The following is a 16,953-nucleotide window of genomic DNA, read 5'->3' as shown; positions in this document are numbered from 1 at the left end:
CCAGATCGATGGTGGCGGCTTTCTCAACGCCAGCCGCGTCACCCTGACCACGGGAACGCCGGTGCTCTCAGGTGGCGCACTGGAGGGCTACCGCGTCAACGGCGGCGCGATCCAGGTGTCGGGCGCCGGGCTGGATACCAGTCGAGCGGACTACACCGACCTGATCACGCGCTCGCTGCAGGTCAATGCGGGAATCTGGGCCAATCAGCTGCAGGCCACCCTGGGCGCGAACCAGGTCAGCGCCAATCAGGCGCACGTCCAGGCGATCACCACGGAGGGCACCGCCCCAACCTTGGCGTTGGACGTCGGCGCATTGGGAGGCATGTTCGCCAACAAGATCTGGCTGATCGGCAACGAGCATGGGGTGGGCGTCCGCAACGCCGGTGAGATCGGAGCCCAGGCAGGGGAGCTGGTGGTCACGACCGAGGGTCGCCTCGAGAATACCGGCGCGCTGCAGTCTCAGGACAATGTCCGCGTTTCCGCTGCCGGCGGCGTCGCCAATGCGGGAACGCTCAGCGCCGCGGGCGAACTGGCGATCTCCACGCCCGCTGATCTGGACAATAGCGCAGGCACGCTCAACGCGCGGCGCCTGCAGATCCAGGCCGATGCCCTGCGCAATGCCGGCGGCAGCATCGAACAGGTGGGCACGCAGGCCCTGCAACTGCAGGCCTCCAACATCAGCAATCATCAGGGCCGGATCGGAACGGTGCTCACCGGCGCGACGGGTCCAGGGACCGGCGGCGGGACCGGCGGCACCGCCGCTCCCGGCCCGGACCAGCCGGACCAGCCGGCCACGGGCGCGGTGGATACCGACGGCAGCGCAGGCGGAACGCCGGGCACACCGTCCTCACCACTGCCCGCCGGCGTGTTGAACATTGCAGGCGAACTGGACAATACCGGTGGCCTGATCCAGGGCACGGGCGATCTCCAGCTCAACGCCAGCAACAGCCTGGACAACAGTGCAGGCATCCTGGGGGTGGCCGGACTCCAGGTCAGCGGCGCGGCGCTGCGCAATGTCGGTGGAACCTTGCAGGTCGAGGGACCGGCCAACGCGCAGGTTCAGCAGCTCGACAATCGCGATGGCAGCATGACCTTCGCGACCACCCTTGGGTTGCAGGCCCAGTCCTTCCTCAATGAAGGGGGCAGCTTCTATCACGGCGGTACCGCCGCATCCTCCTGGAAGATCGGCCAGCTCGATAACCGCACTGGCAGCATTTCCAGCAATGCCGGCCAGTTGGAACTGTTGCTGGGCACGCTGGACAACACGGCAGGCAGCATCAGCCAGGCCGGCGGCGATGGTCTGATCCTGCGGGCAGATCTGTTCGAAGGCACCCAGGGTCTCATCACCACGGGCGGCACCGCCGACCTGCATCTGGGCCGCGCCGATCATCGCGGCGCCCAACTGGTCGCCAGCCAGATCCACCTTGTCGCCGAAGACTTCGACAATCGCGGTGGACGTGTGGTCTCGACCGGCGATCGGGCCAGCACGATCAGTGTCTCGCATGGCCTGGACAACGGCGACGCGGGCCTGTTGGCCAGCAATGGCGATTTCAGGATCGACGCAACGACTTTCGGCAATGCAGGCGGCTCGGTCCAGCAGGCAGGTTCCGGCGCGCTGTCCATTACCGCCACTGATCTGCAAGGGCAGGGCGGCACGCTGCTGAGCAACGGCGCGCTGTCACTGACCGCCGACCGTGCCAACCTCCAGGATGGCACCACCTCTGCGCGGCAGATCGACGTGCTGGCCGGGGATCTCACCACCGCTGGCGGATCAATCACCGCGTCCGGTGGCGATCCTCTGCACCTCCAGGTGGCGCGCACCCTGGACAACGCGGGCGGCACACTGGGCAGCAATGGGACGCTGGAGATCACCAGCGCCACGCTGATCAACGATGGCGGCAGCTTGATGGCGGTCGGCGCTGGCGCCAGCCGGGTCCACGTCAGCGGCACGTTCCGGAACCAGGATGGCGTGCTTTCGAGCAACGGTGACCTGGAGGTCGACAGCACCAGTTTGGTCAATGAAGGTGGCAGCATCGACCAGGCAGGCGATGGCCTGCTGCACATCGAGACGGCGTCGTTGCAAGGTGTCGAAGGCAGCATCGCCAGCAATGGCCGGCTCGAACTCAAGGGCCAGCACATCGACCTTGAGCGCGGTGATACACGCGCCCGCGACGTGGCGATTTCCGCCGACAGCCTGGATACCAGCGGCGGTCGCCTGGTATCGCTGGGGGATGGTGTCATGCAGGTGCAGGTAGAGGGCCTGCTGCGCAACGAAGCGGGCAACATCACCGCCAACGGGGCTCAGCAGATCCAGGCTGGGGCCCTGTCCAATCGCAGCGGCGCTTTGAACTCGGCGGGAACGGGCGGCACCGCCCTGCGGGTGGCTGGCGCGCTCGACAACACCGAGGGCGCTATCGCCAGCAACGCCGATGCGCTCCGGATCGAGTCCGGCAACCTGGTCAACGCCGCTGGTGTCATCCGTCACGCAGGCACCGCAGGCCTGAGCATCAGCACAGGGCAAATCGATGGCGCGAATGGCGCGATCAGCACGGCTGGGGCGCTGCAGCTCGATGCCGGGGCGGTGGATCACCAGGGGGCCTCCCTGGAGGCGGCCCAGTTCATCGTGGATGTCGATGCATTGAACAATCGCGGCGGTCATATCACCGCCACGGGCGACGGCGCCAATCGCATGGACGTCCAAGGCGTTCTGGACAATGGCGACGCCGGCGTCCTGGCCAGCAACGGCAGTCTGGAGATCCAAGCACAGACTTTCGGCAATGCCGGAGGCACGGTGCAGCAGGCCGGGGCAGGCAATCTTGCGATCACGGCACAGGCCATGCGCGGGGCGGGTGGCACGCTGCTCAGCAATGGCGCGATCGACCTGCAGGTTGAAGAGCTTGATCTGCGCGATGGCACCACCACCGCCCAGCGGATCAACGTGGTGGGCGACCATGTCGTCACTGCGGGCGGTCAGCTCAGCGCACTGGGCGGTGACGCGCTGCACCTGCAGGCGCACAGCCTGCTCGACAATACCGGGGGCACGTTGGGCACCAACGGCGCACTCGATATCCAGTCCGCGCATCTGATCAACGACAACGGGATCCTGATCGCGGCCGGTGAAGCCGCTTCGCTGATCCGCGCCGATCGGCTGGACAATCGTGATGGTGCCATCTCCGGCAACGGCGATCTGCGTATCGAAGCCGGGAGCTTGCTGGGCCAGGCGGGCAGCATCACCGCCCATGATGCCTTGGCGTTTTCTGGTGGGACGCTGGACCTGCGCGATGGCCAGGTCCAGGCCGACAGCATCGAGATCACCGCCGACAGCGTGGACAACAGCGGCGGCGCCGTCAGCGCCACGGGCGAGCAGGCCATGTCGTTGACGGTGCGTGAGGCGCTGATCAATGACGGCGGCACCCTCGCATCCAACGGCGCGCAGCAGATCGATGCCGGCTCCCTATCGAACGTCGGCGGCACCTTGAGTTCTGCGGGAAGCGCCGACACGCGCATCGAGGTCGCCGGCGCGTTCGACAACAGCCAGGGCACGCTCGCCAGCAACGCGGACGCGCTGCAGATCCGTTCCGGCAGCCTGTTGAATGTCGCGGGCAAGATCAATCACGCAGGGCTGGGTGGCCTCGACCTGCGGACCGGCGACCTGCAGGGCCAGCAGGGCGTGATTGCGACGGCGGGCGCACTGACACTGCGTGCGGACACGGTCGATCACCGTGGGGCCACCCTCAGTGCCGAGCGGCTGGACATCGGCGTCAGCAATCTCGACAACCGAGGCGGCAGCCTGGTGGCGACAGGCACCGAGGCAAGCACGCTGCTGGCCCAGCAGCGCCTGGACAATGGCAATGACGGCACGCTGGCGAGCAACGGCGCGCTGACGATCAACGCAGCCGTCTTCGGCAATGCGGGCGGCACCGTGCAACAGTCCGGCACCGGCCTGCTCTCCGTCGACGCGGACACGCTCGAGGGCCAGGGCGGCTCCCTGCTGAGTAATGGGGCGCTGCAGCTGACCGGCGAAAAGACCGATTTGCGCGGCGGCACCACGACCGCCCAAAGCATCGCCGTGCACACCGGCAATCTGATCACCGCGGGCGGAGCCGTGACGGCGGCCGGCACCGGTGTCTTGTCGCTCCAGGTCCGGGACACGCTGGACAATGCCGATGGCAGCCTGGCCAGCAACGGCACCCTGGACCTGCGCGCCGCGCAGCTGCTCAACGGTCATGGCACCGTGCAAGCGGCGGGCAGCGGCGACAACCAGGTGAGCGTGGATGGCGCGCTGGATAACCAGGGCGGGCAGCTGCTGACCACGGGAAACCTCACCCTCGGCGCCGGCAGCCTCGACAATCGTGGCGGCACGCTCTACAGCGATGACGACTCGACCTTGCACGTCACCATCGATGGCCTGCTGAACAACAGCGCGCACGGCATGGTCTCTGCCGGCGGCGATGGTGTGGTCACTGCGCAGTCTCTGGATAACGCGTCGGGAACCCTCGCGGCCGGGACGAATCTGCAGCTGGAGACCGCCTCGCAGCTGCGCAACGCTGGCGGCCTGGTCCAGGCCGGCGCCGATCTGCATCTGGCCAGCCATGGGGTGGATAACCAGACAGGACGGATCATCGCAGGCACGGTCGACGTCGATTCCCAAGGGCAGGCGCTGAACAATCGCGCAGGAACCCTGGCCAGTCTGGTTGGGGGCGCCGATCTACGGACCGGCCTGCTGGACAACACTGGCGGGCTGGTGCAGTCGGTCGGCGGTCTGCGCATCGACACTGCTGGCCAGTCGCTGCTCAACACGTCCACCGACGGTGTCGGCATCAACAGTGCCGGCATGTTGGAGATCCACAGCGGCGCACTGGACAACCGCGACGGCGCGGTCTTCAGTCAGGGGACGGCCAGCATCACCGCCACGACGCTGGACAATACCAATGGTGGCGCACTGACTGGTGCGGGCAGTCTGATCCTGCATGCTCAGCAGCTGAGAAACGGCGGCGGGGCGGTCACCGTTGGCGGTGATGCGCAGATCACCCTGTCTGGCGCATTGGACAACCATGGCGGGCTGGTGGCCGCCGACGGCACGCTTCAGCTGCAGGCCGCTAGCGTCAACAACAAGGGCACGCTCAGTGCTTCGAATGGCCCGGCACTCGGGCTCCAGGGGCGCTACCTGCAGTTGACGACAGGCGCGCTGGACAACAGCGGCGGGCAGGTGCTGGCAGACCGCATGCGCTTGCAGGTCAGCGGCAGTCTCAACAACACCGCGGGCCAGATTTCCGCAATGGAAGTGGCCGAACTGCATGCCGACACCATCGGCAACGGCGGGGGTTCGCTCGCCGCAGGCAGCAACCTGATCATCGGGACCCGGCAGATCACGGGCACGGGCTCGCTGCGTTCCCAGGGTGACATGACCCTTGATCTTGGGCAGAGCTACACCAACGTCGGTCAGATCGCGGCCAACGGCACCTTGACCCTGGATATTCAGGGCGACCTGGATAACCAGGGTGCCCTGCAAGGCGGCGGCGTGGACATCAGCGCCAACAACATCCGTAACGAGGCGGGTGCGGAGATCAGCAGCGTGGGCCTGACCCACCTGCTTGCGAGCGGGGAGCTGACTAACCGAGGCTTGCTGGACGGTGGTGTCACCCACATCAGCGCCGGCTCCCTGAACAACATCGGCACCGGGCGCATCTACGGTGACCATGTCGCCATCCAGGCAGGGACGCTCAACAATGTTGCCGAGAACGCGAATGGCGCCGTGCATGCCGGAACCATCGCAGCGCGGCAACGCCTGGATCTCGGAGTGGGCACCCTGGTCAACAGCGGCAAGGGCCTGATCTTCAGTGATGGCAATGCCGCGATCGGTGGGACGCTGGGTGGCAACCTGCTTGCGTCCGGTGTTGCGGGTCGGCTGGACAATCTTGGTTCAACCATCGAGATCAGTGGCGATCTGGATGTGCAGGCGACGGCCATCAACAATATCCGTCAGAACGTGGTCGTCACTCAAAGCACAACCAAAAAAGCACCTGTCCGTCTGGATCAACCGACGTGGCGCAACAACGGCTCCAATGACACGTCCAATATCCGTAAGACCAGTAACTACAGTGCGAGCGTCGTTTACTACCTCGCTCCGGATGACATCCTCGAAGACACGCCCTACATAACTCCTGACGGCTATACGGTCCATCGCGCTGTCATTCGCCTGACGCCGGAGACCAGTGCGTACTTCTTTGCGCGCGGCGGGATGTACATGGCCAGCGGCGAGCGGTCGCGACTGGATGCCCAGTCAGGGACGGTGACGGTCTACTACTTCGGGCGACAGGACGGCCAGGCAAATCCGGATCAGGTTGCCAGCGGCGCGGATGATCCGTTTGCGGAAGTGTCCCAGATCCTACCCGGTTCGCCCCAATTCAAATATGTCGATGACAGCCTGACCTACTCAAGTGCCTATGGCACTTGCACCACCAACTGCGTCCAGCTTTGGGCCCAGTATGCCTACACCGATCCCGACCACATCCTCACCAATCCGCAGGGCACGGGAGGCGGCGGTCTCAAGGACAACGAGCAGTACCGCATCGCCACCCAGACCGTCGTGGAGGATGTACTTCAGCCTGGTGCCGGCCCGGAGGCCGTGATCCATTCGGGCGGGAGCATGCGCCTGGGTACCGACGCACTCCGCAACGAATACGCCAGCATCGCCGCGGGCGGCAACCTGGCCATCAGCGGGCTGACCCGCGATGCCTCTGTGACCAATCTCGCCCTGACGCTTTACCGAACCTATAGCTTCAGCAACGTGTCGCATGCCTACAACGGCACCACGCGGAGTTGGAGCAACCCCTCCATCTCCGAGAAAATCGGAACCGTAGGCGCCGGCATCACCGCCAACGGCAATCTCAGCATCGATGTCGGTAGCGTGCGCAACGACAACACGGGCCGCGACGCGCCAAATGTCCAGGACGGGGCCAATCTGGCCAATCTCGACACACGCGGCTCAGCGGTCGGTGGCGTGGGGCCGGGTGCAGGTGCGGTGCAGGGCCCCAACCAGGTCGGTGGGCAGCAGGCCGGCTCGGCCAGCGCACAGGGGCCGGCGCAGATCGGTGCGGCCGGCGAGGGCGCAGCGACCACCCGCAAGATCACCGCAAGCCTGGCGTCGCGTGCGAGCGCGTTGGATCACACCGCGGTGCAGGCGGGCCCTCAGTCAGGCGCGGTAGGCGCCAGCGCGGTGGACCAGCGGAGCGCGGTGGCGGCTTCCGGGAACGACCCGCATCTTGTCGTCACCACCTCACCGGATGCCAGCGCACCGACAGCCAGCCTGTTCAATGTGGATGTGAACCGAGGCAGCTACCTGGTCGAGACCGATCCGCAGTTCGCCAACTACCGCAACTGGTTGGGCTCGGACTACCTGCTGAACCAGATGGGCTACTCGGCCGATGCGTTGCAGAAGCGCCTGGGCGACGGCTTCTACGAGCAGAAGCTGGTGCGCGAGCAGATCGGAGAGCTCACCGGACGTCGCTTCCTCGACGGCTATTCCGATGATGAGGCCCAGTACCAGGCCCTGATGGAGGCCGGTGCCACGGTCGCCAAGCAGTGGAATCTGCGGCCCGGCGTCGCCTTGACCGAGGCGCAGATGGCGCAGCTGACCAGCGACATCGTCTGGCTGGTGGAGCAGGAGGTGACCCTGGCTGACGGCACCAAGACCAAGGCCCTGGTGCCGCAGGTCTACCTGCGGGTGATGCCCGGTGACCTGGACAACGATGGCGCCTTGCTGGCCGGTGCCAACGTGGACATGAAGCTGAGCGGCAATCTGGTCAACAGCGGCGCCATCGCGGGCCGGCAGCTGGTCACCATCAATGCCGACAACATCCGCAACCTGGACGGAGGCCAGATCAGCGGCCGGCAGGTCGGACTGCAGGCCAAGCAGGACATCGACATCATCGGCAGCACGGTGACGGCAAGCGACGCGCTGTCGCTGCAGGCGGGCCGCAACGTGACCGTCGCCTCGACCACCGAACGCCTGGCAGCCCAGGGGGGCGAGCTCACCAAGATCGATCGTGTCGCGGGTCTCTACGTCACCGGCACGGCGGGCCCGGGCCTACTGTCGGTGGTGGGGGGGGGGGATGTCACCCTGCAGGCGGCGCAGATCCGCAACGCCGGGACCGAAGGCCTGACCCAGCTGGTCGCCGCTGGCGATCTCAATCTCACCACCCAAACCCTGTCTCGCAGCACCGACATCACCGGCAACGCGCGTAACTTCATCCGCAGCGATGAGGTCACCCATCTTGGGACCAGCGTGCAGGGCGCCGGCAACGTGCTGATGGCGGCGGGCAACGACGTGAACCTGACAGCGGCGCAGGTTGGCGCTGGTGGCGCGCTGGCGGTGCAAGCCGTTCGCGACATCAACAGCCAGGCCGTCGTCGATCACAGTGCCCAGGATCGCAGCAGCGGGAGCAAGCGCAACTCCAGCGCAAGTTCGCTCTACGATGAGACCGTGCGGGGGACCCAGCTTGGCGCGGGCGGCGACATCACCCTCCAGGCTGGTCGCGACCTGACCCTGGCCACGACCTCGGCGGCCAGTGAGTCCGGGGATATCGCCCTGGCGGCGGGCCGCGACGTCAGCCTGCTCGCCACCCAGGAGCAGCACGACGCGGTGGCCGATTCCAAAAGGACCAAGAAGGGCTTCCTCAAGAGCAAGACCACGACCACGCATGACGAGTGGCACGACAGCCTGGCGATCGGGAGCTCACTCAGTGGGGAGACGGTGTCGATCGCTGCGGGGAACGACCTCGCCTTGGTCGGCTCGACTGTGCTGGCCGATGGCGATGTGCGCTTGGCAGCGGGGAACGACGTCACCATCGAGTCAGCGCAAGACACCAGCAGCGAAGCGCACAGCGCCAGCGTCAAGAAGTCCGGCTTGACCGGCGGGTTTTCCGGCGGGGTGGTCAGCGTGGGCTACGGCCAGGCACGCAGCAGTGGCGACAGTACGCTGGATAGCACCACGCAAGTGGCCTCCACGGTGGCCTCCCTGGACGGCAATCTCACGGTCAGCGCGGGCAACCAGCTGACCATCGCAGCTTCCGACCTGGCCGCCGGGCAGAACCTGACCCTGGCGGCCAAGGACATCCAGCTGCAGGCGCGCCAGGACACCGTGGAGAGCCACGATGCCCAGTCCAGCAAATCCAGCAACTTCTCGGTGGGGTTGACCTTGGACCCCGCGGCGGCCTATCGCAGTGCGCGGGACAGCTCAACGCAGGGCACCACCGACAGCGGCTCGACGATGAGCCGGGACAGTCGCAGGATCGACGGCGCCATGGCGGGCACCGCGGCAGCCACCACGGCCGTGGTGGTGCAGGCTGGCAGCCAGCGCGCCAGCGGCGCCCAGGACCACAGCGCCAGTGACGCGCGAGTCAGCCAGCTGGCCGCTGGCGGCAATCTGACTCTGCTGGCCAGCGACGGCTCAATCACCAGCCAAGGCGCGCAGATGTCAGCCGAAGGCGATGCGCTGCTGCTGGCCAGCCAAAACATCGTGTTCGATGTAGCGCACAACACCGAGTCCAGCAGCAGCACCAGCAAGGGCAAGGGCTGGAGCTTTGCCAACAACACCTCCGGCCCGCCAGTGGGGACCAACAACTTGCAGGGCGATGGCCTTGGCCGTAGCGACACGATCACCGGCACCCAGCTGTCGGTGGGTGGCAATGCCAGCCTGTCCACCAGCCACGGCGACATTGCCCTGACGGGCAGCAACATCGTCGCCACCGGTGATGTGAATCTCCACGCGGCCCGTGACCTGACCATCGCCAGCGGCCAGGATACGGTCAGCAATACCAACCAGTCCGACAGCAAGGCCATCGGTACGGTGGTGATCTCCGACACCGAGCGCTTCAGTGGCTGGCATCGCGAACAACACCAGGACGACAGCAGCCAGGTCACCCAGGTGGCCAGTTCGGTGGGCAGCCTGGGCGGCAACGTCAACATGAGCGCGGGCGGCAAATACACCCAGGTCGCCAGCAACGTGGTCGCTGCCGGCGATGTGGACATCACGGCGGCTTCCATCGATGTGCTGACGGCCGACGACCTCGGCGCGGCCTCGCAGCAGGACAAGGCCCTGAAAATCGGTGCCTTCGCCCGGGTCAATTCGCCGTTCATCGATCTGGTCAACAACGTGGAGGCGGCCCGCCAATCCGATGGCCGGCTGCAGGCGATGCAGGGCATGGCGGTGGCGGCCAATGCCTATCAGGCCGCCAGTGCGGTCAGCAACGGCGGGACCCTGATCAGTGCCGAGGCCGGTGTCGGCTTTTCAAGCAACAAGAGTCAATACCAGGGCCAGAGCCAGATCGCGCAGGGCTCCACCATCAGCGGTGGCGGCAACGTTAGCTTGACCAGTACCCAGGGCGATATCCACGTGGTCCAGGGCAACCTGCGTGCTGGGGACGCACTAAGCCTGGACTCGGCGGCCGATCTCTTGCTGGAAGCTGGGCAGTCACACAGCTCCGTCAAGGACAGCGGCAGCAGCAAGGGCTTTGAAGTGGGCGTGGGCGTGGCGGTGGGCGCACAGACCGGCGTGTATGCCTACGTACAGGCCAGCGCCAGCAGTCACCGTTCGGACAGCGACAGCACGACCTACCAGAACACCAACCTGGCCGGGCAGACCATCAACCTGAGTTCGCAGGGTGACACCACCCTGCGCGGGGCGGCGGCGCAGGCGAACACCATCAACGTGAACACTGGCGGCGACCTGACCATCGAGTCGCTGCAGGATCAGGTGCAGAGCCAGTCCAAGGACCGCGGGTTTGGTATCCGTGTGCAAGTGGCTCTCGGCACGGCATGGGACTTGAGCGGCGGCGGCAGTGCCGGCCTCTCGGGTGCAAACGGGAACTATCTGGGTGTGACTGAGCAGGCTGGGCTGTTCGCAGGAGACGGCGGATTCAACGTCAATGTGGGTGGCAATACCGAATTGACGGGTGCGGTGATAGCCAGCAGTGCCGAAGCCAGTAAGAACTTCCTCTCGACCAATAGCCTAACAGTGTCGGACCTGCAGAATCAGGCTTCCGGCAGCGCCAACGTGATGAGTCTCGCGGTGAGCAGCGACATGCTCAGCGGCAGCAAGTACGCAGCCGCCAGGGGCATCGGTGAGAACTTGATGAGCATGGGTAGCGAACGCGAAAGCCGGTCAAACACCACCACCAGCGATATCGCAGCGGGTCTTGTCGAAATCCGCAATGGCGACGCCCAGGCGCTCGATGGTCTGGCACGCTCCGCGACCACGCCGCAGACGGCCTTGAAAAAAGTTGATGTGCAACATTTACAGGACGATGCCATCGCCGATCAGATCGCCAAGCATCTCGTATACGATCAGGCCGTCAAGTTCACGGACGAAGCCTACAAGGTCAGTTTCGTCGAAAAGGCAGAGATTTATGAGGTAACAGTTGACCCAGAGAGTGGTGAGGTGAAGTCAAGGCCGCTTTCGGATGAAGAAAAGCTGAGTTTGCGAGCCGGTCCGGACGGCAAGGTTAATCTGGCTACCAATGGAATTTTTAATGGCGAATACAGTAAGCCTGAGGCTGCTGCAAGTTACGCGGCGCAGCACAACAAAGGGGATGGGCCGCTATATCTTGTCCATTATCCTGAGGCGGATAATGCGCTCTCCGAGCTCTTGGTTGCGGGATACCAGAAGTTTCTCGAGAACGACTTTTGGGGATTGGCCAATGCCACGACCGAGGTTAAGGATGTGATGCTCATGTACGGGCAGGATGGCTTGCATCTGGATGGGCACAGCCGTGGAGGTATGACTATAGGCAATGCACTGGAGTCGGTAACGGGAATGCAAGGGTCGCAAGGAGTCTTGAGTGGTACCACGATCAGTTTTTTCGGTTCGGCCTACAATGCGGCCAAGGCTGATGCCTTGCTGTCTAATTTACAGGATCGAAGTTCAGTAGTTGATCCGGAGCTCATGAATTCCATGGTTTTGAATTATCAGACGCACTTTGCTGATTTTGTGGGTAGGTACGTTGGTGGAAATCCGGCGACTGGCGGAACAATTCCGGATGGGAGTAGTTGGCTGAAAGAAGTCCGGAGAATGCTTGGTGGTACCAATACGGTCCATAGTTGCTATGGATCCACAGGTGCAGAACTCTGCCATCAATTGTGGGGGACTTCTCCCGGGGAGCAGGCTGAGTTTAGGCCTGGAAATAAGTGAGTTAAAATGTGGCAATCGAGTTTCAGTAAAGGATGTTGACTATGTTTAGTAGAAATATATTAATTATCTTTTACTCTCTGATTGTTATTTCATGTAGCGAGGGCAAGCCATTTCAACCTCCTCCACCTGTATATATGCAGTGGAAGAAAGATAAAGTATCTGAATTTGACGTGAAGAAAAGTATGCTCGAATGTGGCTATCCAAGCCCGTTCGGGGAATATGGAAATTTTTTTATAAAAACTGATGTTGAGGTGGGTGACGCAATTCTCATGCACAAGTGCATGATGGCTATTGGATTTAAATATGATGACGGCATAAATAGTGATTATGATGTGTGCCGTAATGGGAGAAATTCATATCCTAATTGCCGTTCCGATATTGTGGCGCCGCCGCCAAGTCGGCAGAAGAGATTGAGTAGTCCTTATTGCAAAAAATATCCAAGGAATAAGCTCTGTCTTTGAGTGGCTTAGCGCAACAAAGGGGACGGAGGTAATTAAGCTGTGTTGTCCTACAGCTCGCTGCAGGAATTTCTGATGGTAGGCCAAGCCTGTGGCGAGCAGGCTTGGAGCTTCCTTCTCGTCACGTGACCTGCCACGCCGCGTCAGTCGCGCCTGGAGATTCCAGGTATCCCAATGCACGTCGTCCAGTGCGGCGTTAACCGGTGCGCGATCTTCCTGGATGACGAAGATCGGCATCACTATCGCCGCCTGCTACGGCAGGCATGTGGCTATGCGGATTTTCCTGTAAGGTGTCGGTGATATTCGGATTTTGGGCCCGCTTGCACCAGCGGTACAAAAAAAGAGGGGCGCAATTTTGTGATGGCGCATATCAGCTTTAAATCCGAGAGTCGTGCCTGGCCCATTGATTTGGCAATGAGTTTCCAAAGAAGGATCAATCTGTGGTTGCTAGAAAAATCTCGTGGCTAGGCCTGGCGGCGCTGACCGCCTCATGTGCCGTCATCGAAAAAAAGGGGGCGGAGGTAATTAAGCAGGAGCTTTGACAGGCCTGCCACGGGGCTGGACATTCGCTGGGCGGCCAAGGCTTTCTCCCCATCTCGACGAAGCGCAGGCTACCCATGGCGCGCTCCTGCTGGATGTGTCGCCGTATCGAGGCAAGGTGCTCGCAGTTGATGCCTGCGTGCAGCCATGCAGCGTAGAACGTCGTTCTTTCGCAAGGATCCGCTGACAAGGCGACGTAGGCCGGGTGGGGTATCAACATCGGGCTGGCCGCGAGGCCGAGGTTGGCGCTGGCGCTCGACCACGGATAGTCCGCAGCGGAGGTAGTCATCGCGGCACGGACTGAGCTGAGTTCGATGTAGCGATAGACGGTCAGGACATAGGCTTCGCTATCGACCAGGCATGACTTGAATCGTCCTTTCCAGGGCGTTCCGGTCCGGCGATGCTTCCGGTTGAATGCGGGAACGTAGCTCTGTCCGATCTGGCGCATGGCGCGCGAGATGGCGCCGGCCGGGCAGCTGGCGAGTAGATGCACATGTTGGTCATCAACACGTACGCGTGGAGGGCCATGCCTTGTGTGCGGGCTTGCAGGTAATGTTGCCGATCGTCGTCATCGAGGAAGGTCGCGCAGCGATTGACGCCGCGTTGGACGACATGCCGCGGTACGCCGGGAATAGGGAAACGCTGATTCAGAGACAGGAAATAATTACCTCCGTCCCCTTTTTATCTTTTTTACTTTTTTTAGTAGACAAGGTCGTTACAAGAACATTAGCTTGGCAGAGCAACAGCAGGCTCGGCAAATGCTCAGGGAGTTCAGGCGAGACCCTGAAAGGGTAAGTGGTAATTTGATTGGTGTTGACCTACAGAGTGAAGTATTACGGGTCTCGCCTTGGGCGCGTAATTGATAGTATTGGTTCAAGGGGCGTACGAGAATGAAAAGAATAGAAGAAATCCTTGAGCGGCATCGGCATTGGCTTTCTCAGTCGGGTGGGATGATCGCTCAAGAGCTTGAGTATCTTGAAGAAGATCTTGCTTGCGACTCATTGGAGGGTTTGAACAATGTGTCTGACTCATTAGGGATGCTGGCGGTTTTTCACGGCATTCAGGGGGAGGTGGCTATCTGTGCCGGTGATATCTCTGGCTGGGAGGAGGTATCTCGTGCACTGACTTACCGCTATTGGGCGCTGATGCTCAGAGCAAAGGCTTTTTCCAAAACAAGATTTCTTCACGGCATTAAAAAGGTTTCGAACCTGACTAATCAGTTGAGCAACTCAGGTTGCTTACTGGCTGGCTTCATTGCTGCAGATCGGCATGATCTAGCGGAGTCGGTTGCCGATGTTCTTGTTGGAATGTTAACTGTTGACGGAGTTGTTGATTCCGGTTATCTAAAAAAGCGTCGATTCGAGCCTTTCATGCTGTGGCTCTATTCTATCTATTCAGGAGGCACTGCGCCTATCCCGATCGATTCTATGAATCTCGGCATTTACCAGAAGGTGGTAGAAAGCTGGGCAGATGAGCAAAAGATTGTGGGTGTATTGGAGGAGCTGTGCCAATATCACTTGGCCAACTCCGAAGATAAGGGTGGGGCCTGGGATCCTGAGTTTAAGGACCCACCTTTTGATTTGCTGCCTTTGGAGGTTGTCGCGATTTTTAAGGTTCGCCAACAGATCGGGCTGATGTCCCCCGCCGTTACGAGCCCCTTGTTATCTGTTGAAACTGCCGCAGTGGACAATCTGATTTTCAAGCCGGATGACATTGCTGTGAAGGTTGAGGCGGCCTACAGAAATTTTTTCGGCTGATAAAAAAGGGAAACAGAGGGGCGGAGGTAATTAAATAGGGCGGCCCGTCCAGCAACAGCTAGCCGGTAGAAGCCGCCCTGCGCTTTGTAGGCTATCGCAACTGGCTGGACTCAAAGTGAACGCGGTCGGGTTGAGTGGCCGACCGAGGCAAGGTCTAGAGCTAAGCCAACAACACCTCCGGCCCGCCGGTGGGCACCAACAACCTGCAGGGCGATGGCACCGGCCGTAGCAAACAAAGGGGGCGGAGGTAATTAAGCTGCGTTGTCCTACAGCTCGCTGCAGGAATTTCTGATGGCAGGCCAAGCCTGTGGTGAGCAGGCTTGGAGCTTCCTTCTCGTCACGTGACCTGCCATGCCGCGCAGGTATCCCAATGCATGTGGTCCAGCGCGGCGTTAACCGGTGCGCGATCTTCCTGGATGACGAAGATCGGCATCACTATCGCCGCCTACTTCGCCAGGCGTGTGGGCGCTTTGGCATGCACATCCATGCCTTCGTGTTGATGGATAATCACGTACACCTGTTTGTGTCGGCCAACCAGGTTGGCGCGGTCTCGGCTGCCATGCGGCTGAGCGGGCAGTCTTACGTGCAGGCATTCAATGCGCGCCATCGCCTCAGCGGGACCTTGTGGCAGGGGCGCTTCAAGTCCTGTCTGGTACAGACTGACCACTACGCACTCACCGTGCTGCGCTATATCGAGCGCAATCCCACGCGTGCTCGGATGGTGGCGCATCCGGAAGACTATCGGTGGTCAAGTTTCCACACCCATCTCGGTCGGGCCTTGGACCCGCTGGTCACGCCGCATGCAGTCTATTTAAACCTTGGCACGAATGCTGCTGCACGTGCTCAGGCCTATAGCGGCTGGCTGCGCGAAGGCCATGCCCAGGAAGGCGAGGACGCAGTGCGACGACACCTCATGCAGGAGCGCGCTCTAGGAGATCCGCGCCTCCAGGCTATGGTGGAGTGCGCTCTGGGGCGTCCGGCTGCGTGCCGGGCGCGTGGCCGGCCAAGGATGGTGCCGCAGGCGGATTAATTGCCTCCGTCGCCTTTATTTGTAGAGAGGGATTTTGGAGCCAGGTCTCAGACAGGGTTAGTCCAGGAGCGGTCGCGATTGCGGCGGGTTCAGGATCGCTTTTTGGAGTATATGGGGTCAAGGCATGCTTCGCGCAGGCTCTCTACCCGAGACTTTCTTCGCAAGCTGGGGGAGCTTGGGGGGTGCTATAGTTCGTCTCAATCAGATGGCAGCAAAGGCGTCTGTCCAAAGAGCTTTGACGACACTTGAAGAATCTAAAGGGAATAAAAGTTCGGGTGACTCCAAGCCATGATCATTGACGTTCTATTTGGTGCGGTTGGCGGGATTATATCAACTCCCCTTTCGTGGCAATTAAGTCAGTTTAGGTTGAGGCATCTATTTTTTTATGGGTGCCTCGCGGGCTTTGTTGCCGGATGGATATTAATATTAGTCTTTTTTCTTCGCGCCATGTCAATTGGAGTCGAATATCAGTTTTTTATAGATAGGACTCTATCAGGGGGGGTGTATATTCCTTTTTTCTTTTCGATAGGCCTTGGTATTTATTTATGCCTTGCAAAAATTTTTTCAGCCAGCTATACGTTTGGCGAGGTGCTCCTGATCCTGGATAAATCTGGATTCCAGAAGCGTGAATCAAGTGACGGAACTATTGTTTTCTTGAAGAGGGATTATCGATTTGTGTTGAAGGGTGATGCGGGAAGGGCGGAATATTTTGAGCGGTGGAAGGGCAGTAGGCGACGGCAAAATCTGGATCTTCGCACAGAGAAGAGATAGATTGATCTGCGAGAGCAAGGAATGTCCATTGGGCTGGAGTTAAGTCAGTTGGATTCAGTTATCGGCGGCTAAATAAGGACCTGATTTTTTATCAACCACACCCCTGAAAAAAAGGGGGGCGGAGGTAATTAAGCAGGAGCTTTGACAGGCCTGCCACGGGGCTGGACATTCGCTGGGCAGCCAAGGCTTTGTCCGCCATCTCGACGA

General features: G+C 61.5%; 7 protein-coding genes and 1 pseudogene. 5 read left to right on the top strand and 3 right to left on the bottom strand.

Features of this window, described 5'->3' with window-relative positions:
• Nucleotides 1–67: 67 nt before the first annotated feature.
• A complete protein-coding gene (locus PJ250_RS06465; RefSeq protein WP_271647758.1) occupies nucleotides 68–688 on the bottom strand; it encodes a hypothetical protein in 621 nt (206 codons plus the stop codon).
• Between the two features lie 159 nt (nucleotides 689–847).
• Nucleotides 848–1,642: a hypothetical protein gene (locus PJ250_RS06460; protein ID WP_271647757.1), complete on the bottom strand. Its 795-nt coding sequence runs from the start codon at nucleotides 1,640–1,642 to the stop codon at nucleotides 848–850.
• Between the two features lie 264 nt (nucleotides 1,643–1,906).
• Between PJ250_RS06460 and PJ250_RS06455 the strand changes: the two genes are divergently transcribed.
• Nucleotides 1,907–12,190, top strand: coding sequence for a hemagglutinin repeat-containing protein (locus PJ250_RS06455; protein WP_271648557.1), 10,284 nt, complete (start codon nucleotides 1,907–1,909; stop codon nucleotides 12,188–12,190).
• Between the two features lie 632 nt (nucleotides 12,191–12,822).
• A pseudogene (locus tag PJ250_RS06450) lies at nucleotides 12,823–12,915 on the top strand (transposase); the annotation flags it as partial.
• A gap of 166 nt (nucleotides 12,916–13,081) precedes the next feature.
• Here PJ250_RS06450 and PJ250_RS06445 read toward each other — a convergent pair.
• Nucleotides 13,082–13,681 (bottom strand): transposase, encoded by a 600-nt coding sequence (locus PJ250_RS06445; RefSeq protein ID WP_333909505.1) that lies wholly within the window; start codon nucleotides 13,679–13,681, stop codon nucleotides 13,082–13,084.
• A 397-nt stretch (nucleotides 13,682–14,078) separates the two neighbouring features.
• Here PJ250_RS06445 and PJ250_RS06440 point away from each other — a divergent pair, with 397 nt between their 5' ends.
• The 3 genes from PJ250_RS06440 (at nucleotide 14,079) to PJ250_RS06430 (ending at nucleotide 16,746) form a co-directional block, all read left to right on the top strand.
• Nucleotides 14,079–14,945 (top strand): hypothetical protein, encoded by an 867-nt coding sequence (locus PJ250_RS06440; protein ID WP_271647756.1) that lies wholly within the window; start codon nucleotides 14,079–14,081, stop codon nucleotides 14,943–14,945.
• Between the two features lie 370 nt (nucleotides 14,946–15,315).
• Nucleotides 15,316–15,975, top strand: a complete 660-nt coding sequence (locus tag PJ250_RS06435) for a transposase (RefSeq protein ID WP_271647754.1) — start codon at nucleotides 15,316–15,318, stop codon at nucleotides 15,973–15,975.
• Nucleotides 15,976–16,263: 288 nt separating this feature from the next.
• Nucleotides 16,264–16,746 (top strand): hypothetical protein, encoded by a 483-nt coding sequence (locus tag PJ250_RS06430; RefSeq protein WP_271647752.1) that lies wholly within the window; start codon nucleotides 16,264–16,266, stop codon nucleotides 16,744–16,746.
• Nucleotides 16,747–16,953: the final 207 nt, after the last annotated feature.

Origin of the sequence: Pseudoxanthomonas sp. JBR18, assembly GCF_028198165.1 — a bacterium.
Lineage (GTDB): Bacteria > Pseudomonadota > Gammaproteobacteria > Xanthomonadales > Xanthomonadaceae > Pseudoxanthomonas_A.
Note: the sequence above shows the minus strand (reverse complement) of the source record. Positions and strands in the feature narration are given on the sequence as shown.